The organism is Stenotrophomonas sp. TD3 (assembly GCF_001939825.1).
Classification (GTDB): Bacteria; Pseudomonadota; Gammaproteobacteria; order Xanthomonadales; family Xanthomonadaceae; genus Stenotrophomonas.
Genome location: NZ_MOYM01000001.1, coordinates 536,869 through 550,824, shown reverse-complemented (window position 1 = coordinate 550,824; position 13,956 = coordinate 536,869). Strand labels below are relative to the sequence as shown.

The window sequence follows — 13,956 nt, the reverse complement described above, 5'->3', positions numbered from 1 at the left end:
TGGGCGCCTCTCACATCCCACGGATGGGAGACTGGACATGACACCCCGCACCACTGACGCCGGCCGCCTTGCCCAGGCCTCGATCCTCGCAGTGCTGGCTGCCGGCATGCTGCCGGCGCAGCTGTTCGGCGGCCTGCTGTTCGCATTGGACCTTGGGCGTACGCCGGTGCCGGCCCTGATCGGTGGCGGGCTGATGTTCGTACTGGCGGTCTGCAATGCCATTGCCGTGCTGTTGCCGATGGCGCTGATCCTGCAGTCTCAGCAGCGCCTGCGCCGGGTCGGTTTCGTCCTTGTGGGGTTCGGCCTGGGCGCGCTGGCCATGGCCACCTGTGCCTGGCCGGGCGACGACAGCGGCCCGCTGCTGCAGCGCCTGCGCTACGTCGACACCTTCGATGTGATCAGCTATGGCCTGTCAGTGCTGGCTGCCGGGGGCTTCGGTTCGGTGGCCGGCTGGGCGTTCCATGCGGTGTTCCGCCTGTCGCTGGCAGGCAGCGTTGGCCCCATGCCGCCAGCGCTGCCGGGCGAGCGCGCCTGAACGGCCTTCAGCGTCCTGCTGCAGCCCCCTGATGACGGCCAAGCGGGTGCTAGAATCCGCTCTTTCCTTTGCCGTTGCAGCGCCCCCATGCACCTGTCCCTGCTCAAGACCAAGATCCACCGCGCCACCGTCACCCATTCCGAGCTGAACTACGAAGGCTCGATCGCCATCGATGACAACCTGCTGGCTGCCACCGGCATCCGCGAGTTCGAGCAGGTGCACATCTGGGACGTGACCAACGGTGCGCGTTTCTCGACCTACGCCATCCGCGCCGAAGCCGGCAGCGGCGTTGTCTCGCTCAACGGTGGCGCCGCGCGCCACGTGCAGGTCGGTGACATCATCATCATCGCCGCGTTCGCCAGCATGACCGAGCAGGAAGCTGACAGCTTCAAACCGAAGCTGGTGTACGTTGATGGCAACAACCAGATCACCCACACCAACGACACGATCCCGACCCAGGCCGCATGACAACGAACAACGGATTCGACTCGCTGCATTCCCACGCCCAGCGCCTGAAGGGCGCAAGCATTCCCAGCCTGCTCGCCGCCGAACCCGGCCGTGTACAGGACCTGGCGCTGCGGGTCGGTCCGTTGTATGTCAATTTCGCCCGGCAGAAGTACGATGCCGCGGCGTTGCAGGCGCTGTTGGCGCTGGCTGCCGAGCGTGATGTCGGCGGCGCCATCACGCGCCTGTTCCGCGGCGAGCGGGTCAACCTGACCGAAGGCCGCGCCGCGCTGCACACCGCGCTGCGTGGCGATGTGGTCGATGCGCCGGTGGCGGCCGAGGCCTATGCCACAGCGCGCGCGATCCGCCAGCGCATGGGCGTGCTGGTGCGCGCGCTGGAAGGCAGTGGCGTGACCGATGTGGTCAGTGTCGGCATCGGTGGTTCCGACCTCGGCCCGCGCCTGGTCGCCGACGCGCTGCGCCCGGTCACCGGTGCGCGCCTGCGCGTGCATTTCGTGTCGAACGTGGACGGCGCCGCCATGCAGCGCACGCTGGCCACGCTGGATCCGGCGAAGACCGCCGGCATCCTCATCTCCAAGACCTTCGGCACCCAGGAAACCCTGCTCAACGGCCAGATCCTGCACGACTGGCTGGGCGGCAGCGAGCGCCTGTATGCAGTCAGCGCCAATCCGGAACGTGCCGCCAAGGCCTTCGCGATCGCCGCTGATCGCGTACTGCCGATGTGGGACTGGGTCGGTGGCCGTTATTCGCTGTGGTCGGCGGTCGGTTTCCCGATCGCGCTGGCGATCGGCTTCGAGCGCTTCGAGCAGCTGCTGGAAGGCGCCGCGCAGATGGATGCGCATGCGCTGGATGCACCGCTGGAGCGCAACCTGCCGGTGCTGCACGGCTTGACCGACATCTGGAACCGCAACGTGCTGGGCCATGCCACGCACGCGGTGATGACCTACGACCAGCGCCTGGCGCTGCTGCCGGCCTACCTGCAGCAGCTGGTGATGGAGAGCCTGGGCAAGCGCGTGCAGCGTGATGGTGCGCCGGTCACCACCGACACCGTGCCGGTGTGGTGGGGTGGGGCGGGCACCGACGTGCAGCACAGCTTCTTCCAGGCGCTGCACCAGGGCAGCAGCATCATTCCGGCCGATTTCATCGGCTGCGTGCACAACGACGATCCGTACACGATCAATCACCAGGCACTGCTGGCCAACCTGCTGGCGCAGACCGAAGCGCTGGCCAATGGCCAGAGCAGCGAGGATCCGCACCGTGATTACCCGGGCGGTCGCCCGAGCACGCTGATCCTGCTCGACGCGCTGACCCCGCAGGCATTGGGTGCGCTGATCGCCATGTACGAACACGCCGTGTACGTGCAGTCGGTGATCTGGAACATCAACGCGTTCGACCAGTTCGGTGTCGAGCTGGGCAAGCAGCTGGCCAGTGGCCTGCTGCCGGCGCTGCAGGGCGAGGATGTGGCGATTGCCGATCCGATGACCCGCGAGATCCTGGCGCAGCTGAAGGGCTGATGCCCCCTGTAGAGTCGAGCCATGCTCGACTGCCTTGTGCGTGTAGTCGAGCATGGCTCGACTCTACAATCCGGTAACGCCGGGTCATGCCCGGCGGGCGCGACGCGGCGTCACCGGCTCGGGTCGCGCTCCGGGCTCGGCCGCTTGGCCAGCTTGCGCTGCAGCGAGCGCCGGTGCATGCCGAGCAGGCGCGCGGCCGCTGACACATTGCCGCCGGTCTCGTGCATCGCCTGCTGGATGTGTTCCCACTGCAGGCGGCTGATCGGCGTCATCGCATCGGGCACTTCCATTTCGCCATCGTCGGCCGGGCCGTCGTCTTCCTCGCCGAGGGCGCGCAGGATCATCGGCACCGTGGCCGGCTTCGGCAGGTAATCATCCGCACCCAGCTTGATCGCCTCCACCGCGGTGGCGATGCTGGCGTAGCCGGTCACCAGCAGGATGCGCATGTCCGCGCGCAGCGCGCGCAGCGGCTGGATCAGTGCCAGGCCGGAGTCGCTGCCCAGCTTCAGGTCGATCAGCGCGAACGCCGGTGGATGCTGGCGGGCCAGCGCCAGCGCACTGGCGGCATCCTGTGCGGTCTGCGTTTCAAGCCCCTTGCGGGCCAGGCTGCGCTGCAGGGTACGCAGGTACAGCTCGTCGTCGTCGACCAGCAGGCCCAGGGTGGAATGGTGAAGGCTCATGGGGTGTCCTCGCGTGGGGCCAGCGGCAGGCGGAAGCCGACGCGGCTGCCGGCCCCCTGGGCCGGGCGCATCCACATCTCGCCGTCGAGGCGTTCTATGGTGGCATGGGACAGGGCCAGGCCGACGCCCATGCCCTCGCTCTTGCTGCTGCCGAACAGCTTGCCCGGCAGCACGGCGGCACGGGCGTCGAAGCCATGGCCGTAGTCGCGGACTTCGCCGATCAGGTCGTCGCCTTCAATGCGCAGGTCCAGGTCCACGCGCGGCCGGCCGGCCTTCTCGCCGGCGTCGGCGGCGTTGTTGAGCAGGACCATCAGCAGATGGCCCACGCCCGGGTCGAGCGGCAGCCGCAGCGGCGCATCGTCGTTGCGGTGCAGGTCGATGGTCGGCCGCACCAGGCGCCATTGCTCCAGCACCTGCTGGGCGCTGGAGTGGCTGCGGCCCGGTGCGTCGGCCGAGGCCGGAGCAGCCAGCGCCAGCACGCGCTCCCGGCACTGCACCAGCAGCTCGCGCAGGGTTTCCATGTCCTCGCGCACTTCCGGCTCTTCGCTGCGCTCGGCGACGTCGTCGGCGAGCAGGGTCATCGTCGCCAGCGGCGTGTTCAGTTCATGCGCCACCGAAGCGGCATGGGTGGCCAGCGCGACGATGCCCTCGTTGCGGGCGAAGCGCTCGCGCAGTGCCGACAGTTCCAGTTCGCGCTCCCGCAGGGCCAGCGCCAGCCGGGTGGAGAAGGCCAGTACCACCGCAGCGGAAATCAGGAAGTTGGCGACCACGCCCCAGCGATTGAGGTCCTGCGCGCGGAAGTAACCGTCCGGCAATGGCTGGCCGAAGATGCCGCTGGCGGCGTAGCCGAGCAGGCAGGCCAGCGCCACCGCCAGTGCCCAGCGCAGGGGCAGGGCGAACGCGGCCAGCGCGATCAGGATCAGGAACAGCGAGCTGAACGGGTTGGCCATGCCGCCGCTCCAGCCGACCATCCAGGTCAGGATGATCACGTCCACCAGGATGTGGCCGAACGCGGTCAGCGGTGCGGTGTCGGCCGCTTCCGGGCGCAGCTGGGTATAGATGTTGAACAGGGCCAGCACCGCCACGCCGGCCCATAGCGGCAGCTGCGGCAACGGCAGGCCCAGCACCCAGGTGGCAACCAGGATGGTGGCGGCCTGGCCGCCTACGGCAAGCCAGCGCAGGCTGCACAGGGTACGGAGAAACGGGGCGTCGGGACCGGTCATTCACGCTCATCGTATGCGTTCACGGGCGACCGTGCCTGCGACAATAGGCCGCAGCCGTGCCACCGGCTGAATGCGAGTCACCCGGAATGCGGGGGCGGGCGGTAGAATGCGCCCATGCACGACGCCGTCACCCGCCCGACTCCTCCCTCCGATGCCACCTCCTGGCCCCGCCGCCAGACCCATGCCGTGCAGATCGGCGGGGTCACCGTAGGCGGAGGCAAGCCGGTGGTGGTGCAGTCGATGACCAACACCGACACGTCCAACGTGGCCTCCAGCGTGAAGCAGGTGGCCGAGCTGTGGCGGGCCGGTTCGGAAATGGTGCGTTTGACCGTCAATACCGTGGAAGCTGCTGCGGCGATCCCGCGCATCGTCGACAAGCTGGCGATGATGGGCATCGACGTGCCGCTGATCGGCGACTTCCATTACAACGGCCACCAGCTGCTGACCGCCGAACCGGCGTGTGCCGAAGCGCTGGCCAAGTACCGCATCAACCCGGGCAACGTCGGCTTCGGCAAGAAGAAGGACCTGCAGTTCGCCCAGTTGATCGAGTTCGCGATCCGCTACAACAAGCCGGTGCGCATCGGCGCCAACTGGGGCTCGCTGGACCAGGCCCTGGCGGCGAAGCTGATGGACGAGAACAACCTGCGCGAGCAGCCCTGGGATGCGGGTCGCGTGCTGCGCGAGGCGCTGATCCGTTCGGCGCTGGATTCGGCCGAGCAGGCGGTGGAGCTCGGCCTGCCGCGCGACCGCATCGTGCTGTCGGCCAAGGTCAGTGGCGTTCAGGAGCTGATCGCGGTGTACCGCGACCTGGCCCAGCGCTCCGATTTTGCCCTGCACCTGGGCCTGACCGAGGCCGGTATCGGCAGCAAGGGCATCGTCGCCTCGTCGGCGGCACTGAGCGTGCTGCTGCAGGAAGGCATCGGTGACACCATCCGCATTTCGCTGACCCCGGAACCGGGCCAGTCGCGCACGCAGGAAGTGATCGTCGCCCAGGAACTGCTGCAGACCACCGGCCAGCGCGCCTTCACGCCGCTGGTCACGGCCTGCCCGGGCTGCGGCCGCACCACCTCCGAGTTCTTCCAGGAACTGGCCAAGGTGGTGCAGAACCACGTGCGCGAGAAGATGCCGCTGTGGAAGATCCACCACCCGGGTGCGGAGAACATGACCCTGGCGGTGATGGGCTGCATCGTCAACGGGCCGGGTGAGTCGCGTCATGCCAACATCGGCATCTCGCTGCCGGGCACGGGCGAGACGCCTGCAGCACCGGTGTTCGTCGATGGCGAGAAGAAGGTGACCCTGCGTGGCGAGAACATCGCCCAGGAATTCGTCGCCCTGATCGACGACTACGTCGAACACAAATATGTCCGAAGCGCAGGATAAGCCCGCGATCCTTGCTGCGCCGGAGTCCGCCTCCGGTTTCCGACACTGGATGGCACGCAACGCCTGGCGCCTGGTGCTGCTGTTCGGCGGCGTGCTGCTGCCGCTGGCCGGTTTCGTCGCCCTGGCCGACGAAGTGCACGAGTTTGAATCGTTCCATTTCGATGCGCCGTTGCTGTGGCAGATGCATGGCCTGCATTCGCCGCTGCTGGACCGCTTCTTCGTGCTCATCTCGAAACTCGGCTACGAATGGTTCCTGATTCCGGCCGACGTGCTGATCATCGGCGTGCTGCTGGGCTACCGGCGTTGGCGCGAGGCTACGTTCGTGGCGGTCAGCTTCGTCGGCTCGGCGTTGCTGAACATGGGCAGCAAGCACTTCTTCCAGCGCCAGCGCCCAAGCCTGTGGGAATCGATCGCGCCGGAATCGACGTTCAGCTTTCCCAGCGGCCACGCGATGGGCTCGATGACCCTGGCCGTGACCCTGGTGCTGCTGGCCTGGAACACCCGCTGGCGCTGGCCGGTGCTCGTGCTGGCGCCCTCGTTCAGCCTGCTGGTCAGCGTCTCCCGGGTCTATCTGGGGGTGCATTACCCCTCCGACATCCTGGCCGGGTGGTGTGCCGCGCTGGTTTGGGTGGTAGGGTGCTATCTGGTCATGTTCAGTCGCCGGCATCCTTGGCGACGTCAGGATTCGCCGCCAGCGACGGCCAGCGAAGCATCATCACAGGGGGATTGACGTGGATGACCCCTCCGGGGCGTTTACGTAATAGATCAGTTGTTTCGTTGCAGCAGGTTCTGCAAGACAGGGGGCAAGCACAACGCGCGGTACTGTGATGCGCAAGGCAGAATGCCTGGGTCGCATCTCGAACGCGCTTGCAGGGGTATCGGCGCCCTGCCTAGCTTGACCTGCAATGGCCGCATTCGAAGAGGTACGTGAATGACGATTCGAGTCTACCTGGTGGATGACCACGCACTGGTCCGCACCGGGATGAAGATGATCCTGTCGGGGGAGACCGACATCGAGGTGGTGGGCGAAGCCGAGACCGGCGAAGACGCGCTGCGCGATGTTCGCCAGCTGCTGCCAGACGTAGTGCTGTGCGACCTGCACCTGCCCGGCGTGAGTGGCATGGAAGTGACCGAGCGCATCGTCCGCAGCCACCGCAACACCCGCGTGGTGATCGTGTCGGTGCTGGAAGACGGGCCGCTGCCGAAGCGGTTGCTGGAAGCCGGGGCTGCCGGCTACATCGGCAAGGGCTGCGATGCGCAGGAGCTGCTGCGTGCGGTGCGCGACGTGGCCATGGGCCGGCGTTACCTGGGTACCAGCATCGCGCAGAACCTGGCCTTGTCGACCGTGGAAGGCAACGGTTCGCCGTTCGACAGCCTGTCGCCGCGCGAGCTGGAGGTGGCGTTGCTGCTGACCCAGGGCCTGCGCCAGGAAGACATCGCGCGGCGCCTGAGCCTGAGCGCGAAGACGGTGAACACGCACAAGGCGCGGCTGTTCGAGAAGATGGGGATCCACGACAACATCGCGCTGGCGCGCATGGCCAGCCAGTACGGGCTGGTGGATCCGGCGCGGCCGTTGTAAGGGTTTCGGCCAATGGCTGAGCCCCTCGCGGTGTGCGGCAGGATTCGTGGGGTTGGCCCTGCGGAGGGATTGCGCAGGGGACGCCGTGAATCCATCCCTGGAGGCTCGGGCTCGCCATCCATGGCGCTTACGCCCCTGCGCAATCCCTCCGCAGGGCCACGGACAGGTTCCGTGCGCGTCCACCGCGGAATGAAGAAGGAAGAGCAGGAGCGGGTCGCCCGGGGTCGGATCCTTTGCCCGGTGGGAAAGGGCTCTGACCCCTGATGATGCCGGAGCCGAGCGTGGGCTCAGCTCTACACCTTTGTCGGGCTCAGTGGCCGCGCACGCGCTTGATGATCTTCGCCGCGTCGGCGGCGCTGGCACGCACCTTGTCCCATTCGCCGTTGGCGATCCAGTTGCCCGGCACCATCCACGAACCGCCGATGCAGACCACGTTCTTCTGCTCGAGGTATTCGGCGGCGGTGTTTTCGGTGATGCCGCCGGTCGGGCACAGCTTGAGGTCGGCGACCGGGCCGGCCAGGCCCTTGATCATCGCCAGCCCGCCCACGGCCGTGGCCGGGAACAGCTTGCACACGCGGAAGCCACGCGCATACAGCGACAGCAGCTCGGTCGGCGTGGCCGCACCCGGCACCACCGGCAGCGGCGCAGCGGCCAACGCATCGGCCAGCGCCGGCGGCGTACCCGGGGTCACCAGGAAGTCCGCGCCCGCATCGATGGACTGCTGCATCTGCTCCACGGTCAGCACCGTACCGGCACCCACCACCACGTCCGGCAGCTCGCGCTTGAGCATCGCCAGCGCTTCCATCGCCACCGGCGTGCGCAGCGTCAGCTCGATCGCCGGCAAACCACCTTCCAGCAGCGCCGCGCTGACCGCACGCGCCTGGTCCAGCGTATGAATCGTCACCACCGGCAGGATGCCCGCCGCATGCAACAGCTCCGCCGCCTTAACCTGATGTTGTTCGATACCCATAGCTCTGCTTCTGCCTTTGCTTCTGCGTTTGAATTTGATTTTCAGTGATCACTTCGCGGCATTGATGCGCCGGAGAGTGTGATGCGGCGGAGGGCAGGCCGTCGCCAGGACCGTTCGCGCCATGGATGGCGCGACCGAGCCTACAGGGACGTATTTACGGCGTGTCCTGGCGACGGCCTGCCCTCCGCCGCCACCAGCACACTCACCGCCGCGACACACCCGCAACGCCCTTCAACCCTCAGGCGTCCTTCGCCTCGTGCGGCGCCGCCGCCGCCGCGGCATCGTGCCCCAGCTCATATTCCGCGTCGTACTCCCACGGCCCGCCATCGGCCGCCGCGGGCCCGCACGAAATCGAAATCGCGCCCTGGTCGGCCGGACCCACCACGCGACGGTTGATCGCGAACAGGTTGCGGCCCAGGTCGTGCGCGGCCGGTGCAGTGTTCGGTGCCAGCGGACGCGCAGCCCATTCGGCCGCGTCCACCAGCACTTCCAGCGTGCCGGCCTCACCGTCGAGGCGGATCATGTCGCCCTCGCGGACCTTGGCCAGCGGACCACCCCGCGCCGCTTCCGGCGTCACATGGATCGCCGCCGGAATCTTGCCCGAGGCGCCGGACAGGCGGCCGTCGGTGACCAGCGCCACGCGCCGGCCCTGGTTCTGCAGCAGGCCCAGCAGCGGCGCCAGCGAGTGCAGTTCCGGCATGCCGTTCGCACGCGGGCCCTGGTAACGCACCACCGCCACGAAATGCTCGGGCAGCAGGCCGCCGGCATGCAGCTTGTTCAGCACCTGCGGCGCATCGACCACCACGGCGGGGGCTTCGATCGTGCGGTACTGCGGCTTCACCGCCGACAGCTTGATCAGCGACTTGCCCAGGTTGCCGCGCAGCAGGCGCAGGCCGCCCTGGTGTTCGAACGGGTTGTCGACGCCGCGCACCACCTCGTCATCGGCACTGCGTTCCAGGCCGGGCAGATAGACCAGCTGGCCGTCACGCAGCTGCGGTTCGCGCGCATAGTCGGCCATACCGCCACGCGCCACGCTGGCCAGATCGCCGTGCATCAGCCCGGCCTTGATCAGCTCGCCGAACACGAACGCCGGGCCGCCTGCGGCCGCGAAACGGTTCACGTCGGCGTCGCCGTTCGGATAGACGCGGGCCAGCAACGGGATCAGCTGCGACAGTTCGTCGAAGTCGTCCCAGGTCAGCACGATGCCGGCCGCGCGCGCCACGGCGATCCAGTGGATGGTGTGGTTGGTCGACCCGCCGGTGGCCATCAGCGCGATGACCGCGTTGATGATCGCGCGCTCGTCGATGATCCGGCCCAGCGGACGGAAGTCGTCACCGAGCGCGGTGATGTCCAGTGCACGTTCGGTCGCCTCGCGGGTCAGCGCGTCGCGCAGCGGCGTGCCCGGATTGACGAACGACGCGCCCGGCAGCTGCACGCCCATCGCTTCCAGCAGCACCTGGTTGGAATTGGCCGTGCCGTAGAAGGTGCAGGTGCCGGCGCCGTGGTACGACGCCGACTCGGCTTCCAGCAGTTCTTCGCGGGTGGCTTCGCCGGCGGCGTAGCGCTCGCGCACTTCGGCTTTCTGCTTGTTCGGGATGCCCGGGGTCATCGGGCCGGCCGGTACGAACACCGCCGGCAGATGGCCGAACGCGAGCGCACCGATCAGCAGGCCCGGCACGATCTTGTCGCACACACCGAGGTAGACGGTGGTGTCGAACATGTCATGGCTGAGCCCGATCGCGGTGGCCTGCGCGATCACATCGCGCGAGAACAGCGACAGTTCCATGCCGCCACGGCCCTGGGTGACGCCGTCGCACATCGCCGGCACGCCGCCGGCCACCTGTGCGGTGGCGCCCAGCTCGCGGGCGATGTCGCGGATCTGCTCCGGATAGGTCTCGAACGGCTGGTGCGCCGAGAGCATGTCGTTGTAGGCGGTGATGATGCCGAGGTTCGGCGTCACGCCGCCGCGCAGGCGGCTCTTGTCGGTGCCGCCGCAGGCGGCGAACCCGTGGGCGAGGTTGCCGCAGCTCAGGCGGCTGCGGAACGGGCCCTCACGCAGGGAGGCGTCGATCGCGGCCAGATAGGCGGCACGTGAGGCGGCGCTGCGGCGGATGACACGCTCAGTGATGGCTTGCAGTTGCGGATGGAGGCTCATTGGCTACCGGCGTTCGTGGTGGCGAGAGGCAAGCGGCGGCGCGGCGCCGCCGCCGACATCAATCAGCCCAGTGGACGCGCAGGCGCGCGCCTTCCAGGTTGATCGCGTTGAGGATCGGGTACTGCTGGGCGTCGTTGCTGTCCAGCGCCTGGCGCAGCACCTGCAGCTTCTGCTTGCCGCGCAGCAGCAGCAGGCGCTGGCGGCACTGGCGCAGGCCATGCGGGGTCAGGGTGATGCGCAGCGGCCACTGGTTCGCGCCCGGGCAGCCGGTGGCATCCAGCGCCGCGTAGGGCAGGGTGCTTTCCAGTGTGCGGGCCAGGTCCTTCGAGCCCGGGAACAGCGAGGCGGTGTGGCCGTCGTTGCCCATGCCCAGTGCCACCAGGCTCGGCGGCTGGCTGTGCTGCGCCTGCAGGTTGGCGGTGTACACGCATTCGGGCAGGGGCTTGCCGATCCGCACCAGCGGATCGAAATGGGCGCCCTCGGCGCGCTTCAGCAGGTGTTCGCGCACCAGCCAGGCATTGCTGTCGCGATCCTGCGGCGACAGCCAGCGCTCGTCGGCCAGGCTCACTTCCACCCGGTCCCAGTGCACGTCCAGTTCGGCCAGGGCCTGGTAGACCGGTGCCGGCGTGGTGCCACCGGACAGCAGGAGGCGGGCACGGCCCACTTCGTTGATGTCGTGGTTGAGGGTTTGCGCCATCTCGGCGGCCACCGCTTCGATCCAGCCATCGGCATCGCCATGGTTGATGAACTCGATGCGGTCGTCGTGGAAGGTGGTGGGGCTCATGCGGCAACTCCAGGTGCGTCACGTTCGGCGTCGGTGGCATAGGCGGCGGCGCCCAGCAATCCGGCGTGGGGATGCATCACCGCCAACGAGGGCACGCGCGCCATGATCGAGGAGAAGCGTCCCTTGTGCTCGAAGCGCTGGCGGAAACCGGAGTGCTGCAGCGAATCGAGCATCTTCGGGGTCAGTCCGCCGGTCAGGAACACGCCGTCCCACGCGCCCTGGGTCAGTACCAGATCGCCAGCAATGGCGCCGAACACGGCGCAGAACACATCGACGGTGCGCATCGCCTGCGGATCACCGTGCAGGGCGCGGGCGGTCACGTCCACCGGCTGCAGCTGGCCCGGATCGATGCCGGCCATCTCGCACACGGCGCGATGGATGTTGACCAGCCCGGGGCCGCAGATCAGGCGCTCGTTGGAGACGCGGCCGAACTGTTCGGACAGGATCTCAAGGATGCGGATCTCCTCCGGGGTTCCCGGCGGGAAGCTGACATGGCCGCCTTCGGTTTCCAGCGGATAGCAGCGCCCGTGGCGCAGGATCAAGCCGCCGACACCCAGGCCGGTACCCGGCCCGATCACTGCGTAGTTGCGTGGCTGGCCCGGCTTGCCCGGGACCCAGGCGGCGCCGCCGACCTGGACCACGTCATCGGGCTGCAGCAGTGAAATCGCCATCGCCTGTGCGGCGAAGTCGTTGATCAGGTGCAGCTCGTCGAACCCGAGCATGGCGGCGGTGCGGCTGCGCGAGATCACCCACGGATGGTTGGTGATGCGTGCTTCGTCACCATCCACGCGACCGGCCACCGCGAACACGCCGCGGCTTGCCGTGGCGCCGATCTGTTCCAGATGGTGGCGCGCGGCATCACCCAGCGACGGGAACTCCGCCACCGCGTACTCGCGGATGCTGTCCTTCTGCAACGGTGCGTCCAGCGAGGTGTCGGCCAGGGCGAAGCGGGCGTTGGTGCCACCGATGTCGGCGACCAGCACCGGCTGCGAGCTGGCACTCATGCCGACGCTCCGCTGTCCGGCGCATCCACGCCCTGCGGCAGGAACTCGCCCGCGTTGGCCGGGCCCCACTGGCCGGCGGGGTAGGGTTCCAGCGGCAGTTTGGCGTCCTTCCAGGCATCGGCCACGCTGTCGATCCAGGCCCAGGCAGCACGCACTTCGTCGTCGCGCACGAACAGCGTGTGGTTGCCGTTGAAGGCATCCAGGAACAGGCGTTCGTAGGCGATGCGGCGGTGCAGGCCAGTCGGCACCGACAGTTCCAGTTCCAGCGGATGCAGTTCCAGCGCGCCCCATTCCGGGCCGGCCAGGCTGCTCATCAGGCCCAGCTCGATGTTTTCCTGCGGCTGCAGCTGGAACACCAGGCGGTTCGGTGCGGCCTGCGCGCGCTGCGGGCGCTCGAACAGCCAGTGGGTGACCGGCTTCAGCGTGACCACCACGCGGGTGGTGCGTTCGGGCAGGCGCTTGCCGGTGACCAGGTGGAACGGCACGCCGCTCCAGCGCCAGTTGTCGATATGCGCGGTGACACCGGCGAAGGTTTCCACGTCGCTGCCTTCCGGCGGCTGGTAGGCCTGGGCCGGCTGGCCGTTGATGGTGCCGGCGGTGTAGCGGCCACGGATGCTGTCACGCGCGGCATGCTTGGCATCGAGCGGGCGCAGGGCGCGCAGCACCTTGACCTTCTCGTCGCGGATGCGGTCGGCTTCCAGCGAAGCCGGAGGTTCCATCGCCACCATGCACAGCAGCTGCAGGATGTGGCTCTGCACCATGTCGCGCAGCGCGCCGGAGCGGGCGTAATAGGCATCGCGGCCATCCACGCCTTCGCTCTCGGCCACCAGGATGTGCACCGATTCGATGTAGTTGCGGTTCCACACTGCTTCCAGCAGCGTGTTGCCGAAGCGCAGTGCGATCAGGTTCTGCACCGCCGCTTTGCCCAGGTAATGGTCGAGGCGGAACACACGGTCCTCGTCGATCCACTGGCCGATGGTGCTGATGATTTCCTCGGCGCTCTCGCTGTCGCTGCCGATCGGCTTTTCAAGCATCAGGCGTGCCGGCGCGGCGAGGGCGCCGCCCTTGGCCAGGCCTTCGCAGGTGGAGATGTACAGGCCCGGCGGGATGGCCAGGTAGCTGACGCACTTGCGGTGCACCAGGTCGGCGACCGCGGCGGCAACCGAGTCGACGTCGCGCAGGTCCACCGAACGGTAGTCGATGCGGCGCAGCAGGGCGCTGATGTCGTCCTGCGTGGCCATCGGCATGGCCTGCTGCAGGCGCGGCCGCAGGATGTCATGGAAGGCTTCGGTGTCATGCCCGGACAGGGCCAGTGCGCGGATGCGGAAGTCCTCCGGCAGCAGGCCGTCGCCAAGCAGGCGAAGCAGCGAAGGGAACAGGTAGCGCTGGGCCAGATCACCTGTGGCACCGAACAGGAAGAGGGTGTCGTGCATCGCTCGAGTTTCAGATCCGGGTGACATCGTTGTCAATCGCTTCATGGCTGGGTTCGGGGGACATCCGCGCAACTGCCTGTCCGAGGCTCGTCAGGGGCGTTCTCCGGGGTACCGGAAGACCGTTCCATTCGAAACCACTACCTCGGCGGAACCTTCGTTCAACCGCCGACGCAGATCGGTGCGCACCGATCATCGGATAGTGCCACGTGAAAACGTTTACATGGCAGAATGGGC

General features: G+C 68.0%; 13 protein-coding genes. 6 read left to right on the top strand and 7 right to left on the bottom strand.

Features of this window, described 5'->3' with window-relative positions:
- The first annotated feature begins 37 nt into the window (after positions 1-37).
- The 3 genes from BKE09_RS02495 to pgi all read left to right on the top strand — a co-directional run bounded on the left by BKE09_RS02495 (position 38) and on the right by pgi (position 2,514).
- Positions 38-535, top strand: a complete 498-nt coding sequence (locus tag BKE09_RS02495; protein ID WP_075674761.1) for a hypothetical protein — start codon at positions 38-40, stop codon at positions 533-535.
- Positions 536-622: 87 nt separating this feature from the next.
- Positions 623-1,003 (top strand): aspartate 1-decarboxylase, encoded by a 381-nt coding sequence (panD, locus tag BKE09_RS02490; protein WP_006432456.1) that lies wholly within the window; start codon positions 623-625, stop codon positions 1,001-1,003.
- Positions 1,000-2,514: a glucose-6-phosphate isomerase gene (gene pgi / locus BKE09_RS02485; protein ID WP_075674760.1), complete on the top strand. Its 1,515-nt coding sequence runs from the start codon at positions 1,000-1,002 to the stop codon at positions 2,512-2,514. The genes panD and pgi overlap by 4 nt, the downstream gene beginning before the upstream one ends.
- 110 nt (positions 2,515-2,624) lie before the next feature.
- Here pgi and BKE09_RS02480 read toward each other — a convergent pair whose 3' ends face one another.
- A complete protein-coding gene (locus BKE09_RS02480) occupies positions 2,625-3,194 on the bottom strand; it encodes a response regulator transcription factor (RefSeq protein WP_012510702.1) in 570 nt (189 codons plus the stop codon).
- Positions 3,191-4,417, bottom strand: a complete 1,227-nt coding sequence (locus BKE09_RS02475) for an ATP-binding protein (RefSeq protein WP_049447253.1) — start codon at positions 4,415-4,417, stop codon at positions 3,191-3,193. The genes BKE09_RS02480 and BKE09_RS02475 overlap by 4 nt, the downstream gene beginning before the upstream one ends.
- A gap of 114 nt (positions 4,418-4,531) precedes the next feature.
- Between BKE09_RS02475 and ispG the strand changes: the two genes are divergently transcribed.
- From ispG to BKE09_RS02460, 3 genes are all read left to right on the top strand, one after another.
- A complete protein-coding gene (gene ispG / locus BKE09_RS02470; protein WP_075674759.1) occupies positions 4,532-5,797 on the top strand; it encodes a flavodoxin-dependent (E)-4-hydroxy-3-methylbut-2-enyl-diphosphate synthase in 1,266 nt (421 codons plus the stop codon).
- A complete protein-coding gene (locus BKE09_RS02465; RefSeq protein WP_075674758.1) occupies positions 5,778-6,527 on the top strand; it encodes a phosphatase PAP2 family protein in 750 nt (249 codons plus the stop codon). The genes ispG and BKE09_RS02465 overlap by 20 nt, the downstream gene beginning before the upstream one ends.
- Before the next feature lie 201 nt (positions 6,528-6,728).
- Entirely contained in the window at positions 6,729-7,376 is a 648-nt protein-coding gene (locus tag BKE09_RS02460) for a response regulator (RefSeq protein WP_005416124.1), read from the top strand.
- A gap of 310 nt (positions 7,377-7,686) precedes the next feature.
- On the opposite strand, the gene eda is transcribed toward BKE09_RS02460, so the two are convergent.
- From eda to zwf, 5 genes are all read right to left on the bottom strand, one after another.
- Positions 7,687-8,346, bottom strand: coding sequence for a bifunctional 4-hydroxy-2-oxoglutarate aldolase/2-dehydro-3-deoxy-phosphogluconate aldolase (eda, locus tag BKE09_RS02455; RefSeq protein WP_049400946.1), 660 nt, complete (start codon positions 8,344-8,346; stop codon positions 7,687-7,689).
- A 238-nt stretch (positions 8,347-8,584) separates the two neighbouring features.
- Positions 8,585-10,501 carry a phosphogluconate dehydratase gene (gene edd, locus BKE09_RS02450; protein WP_075674757.1) on the bottom strand — a complete coding sequence of 639 codons (1,917 nt, stop codon included), beginning with the start codon at positions 10,499-10,501 and terminating at the stop codon, positions 8,585-8,587.
- A 58-nt stretch (positions 10,502-10,559) separates the two neighbouring features.
- The gene (gene pgl, locus BKE09_RS02445) at positions 10,560-11,285 is read right to left on the bottom strand and encodes a 6-phosphogluconolactonase (protein ID WP_075674756.1); all 726 of its coding nucleotides are present in this window, start codon (positions 11,283-11,285) and stop codon (positions 10,560-10,562) included.
- Positions 11,282-12,289 (bottom strand): glucokinase, encoded by a 1,008-nt coding sequence (gene glk, locus BKE09_RS02440; RefSeq protein WP_014036799.1) that lies wholly within the window; start codon positions 12,287-12,289, stop codon positions 11,282-11,284. The genes pgl and glk overlap by 4 nt, the downstream gene beginning before the upstream one ends.
- Positions 12,286-13,722, bottom strand: a complete 1,437-nt coding sequence (gene zwf, locus BKE09_RS02435; RefSeq protein WP_049445486.1) for a glucose-6-phosphate dehydrogenase — start codon at positions 13,720-13,722, stop codon at positions 12,286-12,288. Before zwf ends, glk begins: the two co-directional genes overlap by 4 nt.
- Positions 13,723-13,956: the final 234 nt, after the last annotated feature.

Coding starts and splice junctions, on each gene's coding strand:
- BKE09_RS02495 (WP_075674761.1), top strand. CDS start 38: ATGACACCCCGCACCACTGACGCCGGCCGCCTTGCCCAGGCCTCGATC.
- panD (WP_006432456.1), top strand. CDS start 623: ATGCACCTGTCCCTGCTCAAGACCAAGATCCACCGCGCCACCGTCACC.
- pgi (WP_075674760.1), top strand. CDS start 1,000: ATGACAACGAACAACGGATTCGACTCGCTGCATTCCCACGCCCAGCGC.
- BKE09_RS02480 (WP_012510702.1), bottom strand. CDS start 3,194: ATGAGCCTTCACCATTCCACCCTGGGCCTGCTGGTCGACGACGACGAG.
- BKE09_RS02475 (WP_049447253.1), bottom strand. CDS start 4,417: ATGACCGGTCCCGACGCCCCGTTTCTCCGTACCCTGTGCAGCCTGCGC.
- ispG (WP_075674759.1), top strand. CDS start 4,532: ATGCACGACGCCGTCACCCGCCCGACTCCTCCCTCCGATGCCACCTCC.
- BKE09_RS02465 (WP_075674758.1), top strand. CDS start 5,778: ATGTCCGAAGCGCAGGATAAGCCCGCGATCCTTGCTGCGCCGGAGTCC.
- BKE09_RS02460 (WP_005416124.1), top strand. CDS start 6,729: ATGACGATTCGAGTCTACCTGGTGGATGACCACGCACTGGTCCGCACC.
- eda (WP_049400946.1), bottom strand. CDS start 8,346: ATGGGTATCGAACAACATCAGGTTAAGGCGGCGGAGCTGTTGCATGCG.
- edd (WP_075674757.1), bottom strand. CDS start 10,501: ATGAGCCTCCATCCGCAACTGCAAGCCATCACTGAGCGTGTCATCCGC.
- pgl (WP_075674756.1), bottom strand. CDS start 11,285: ATGAGCCCCACCACCTTCCACGACGACCGCATCGAGTTCATCAACCAT.
- glk (WP_014036799.1), bottom strand. CDS start 12,289: ATGAGTGCCAGCTCGCAGCCGGTGCTGGTCGCCGACATCGGTGGCACC.
- zwf (WP_049445486.1), bottom strand. CDS start 13,722: ATGCACGACACCCTCTTCCTGTTCGGTGCCACAGGTGATCTGGCCCAG.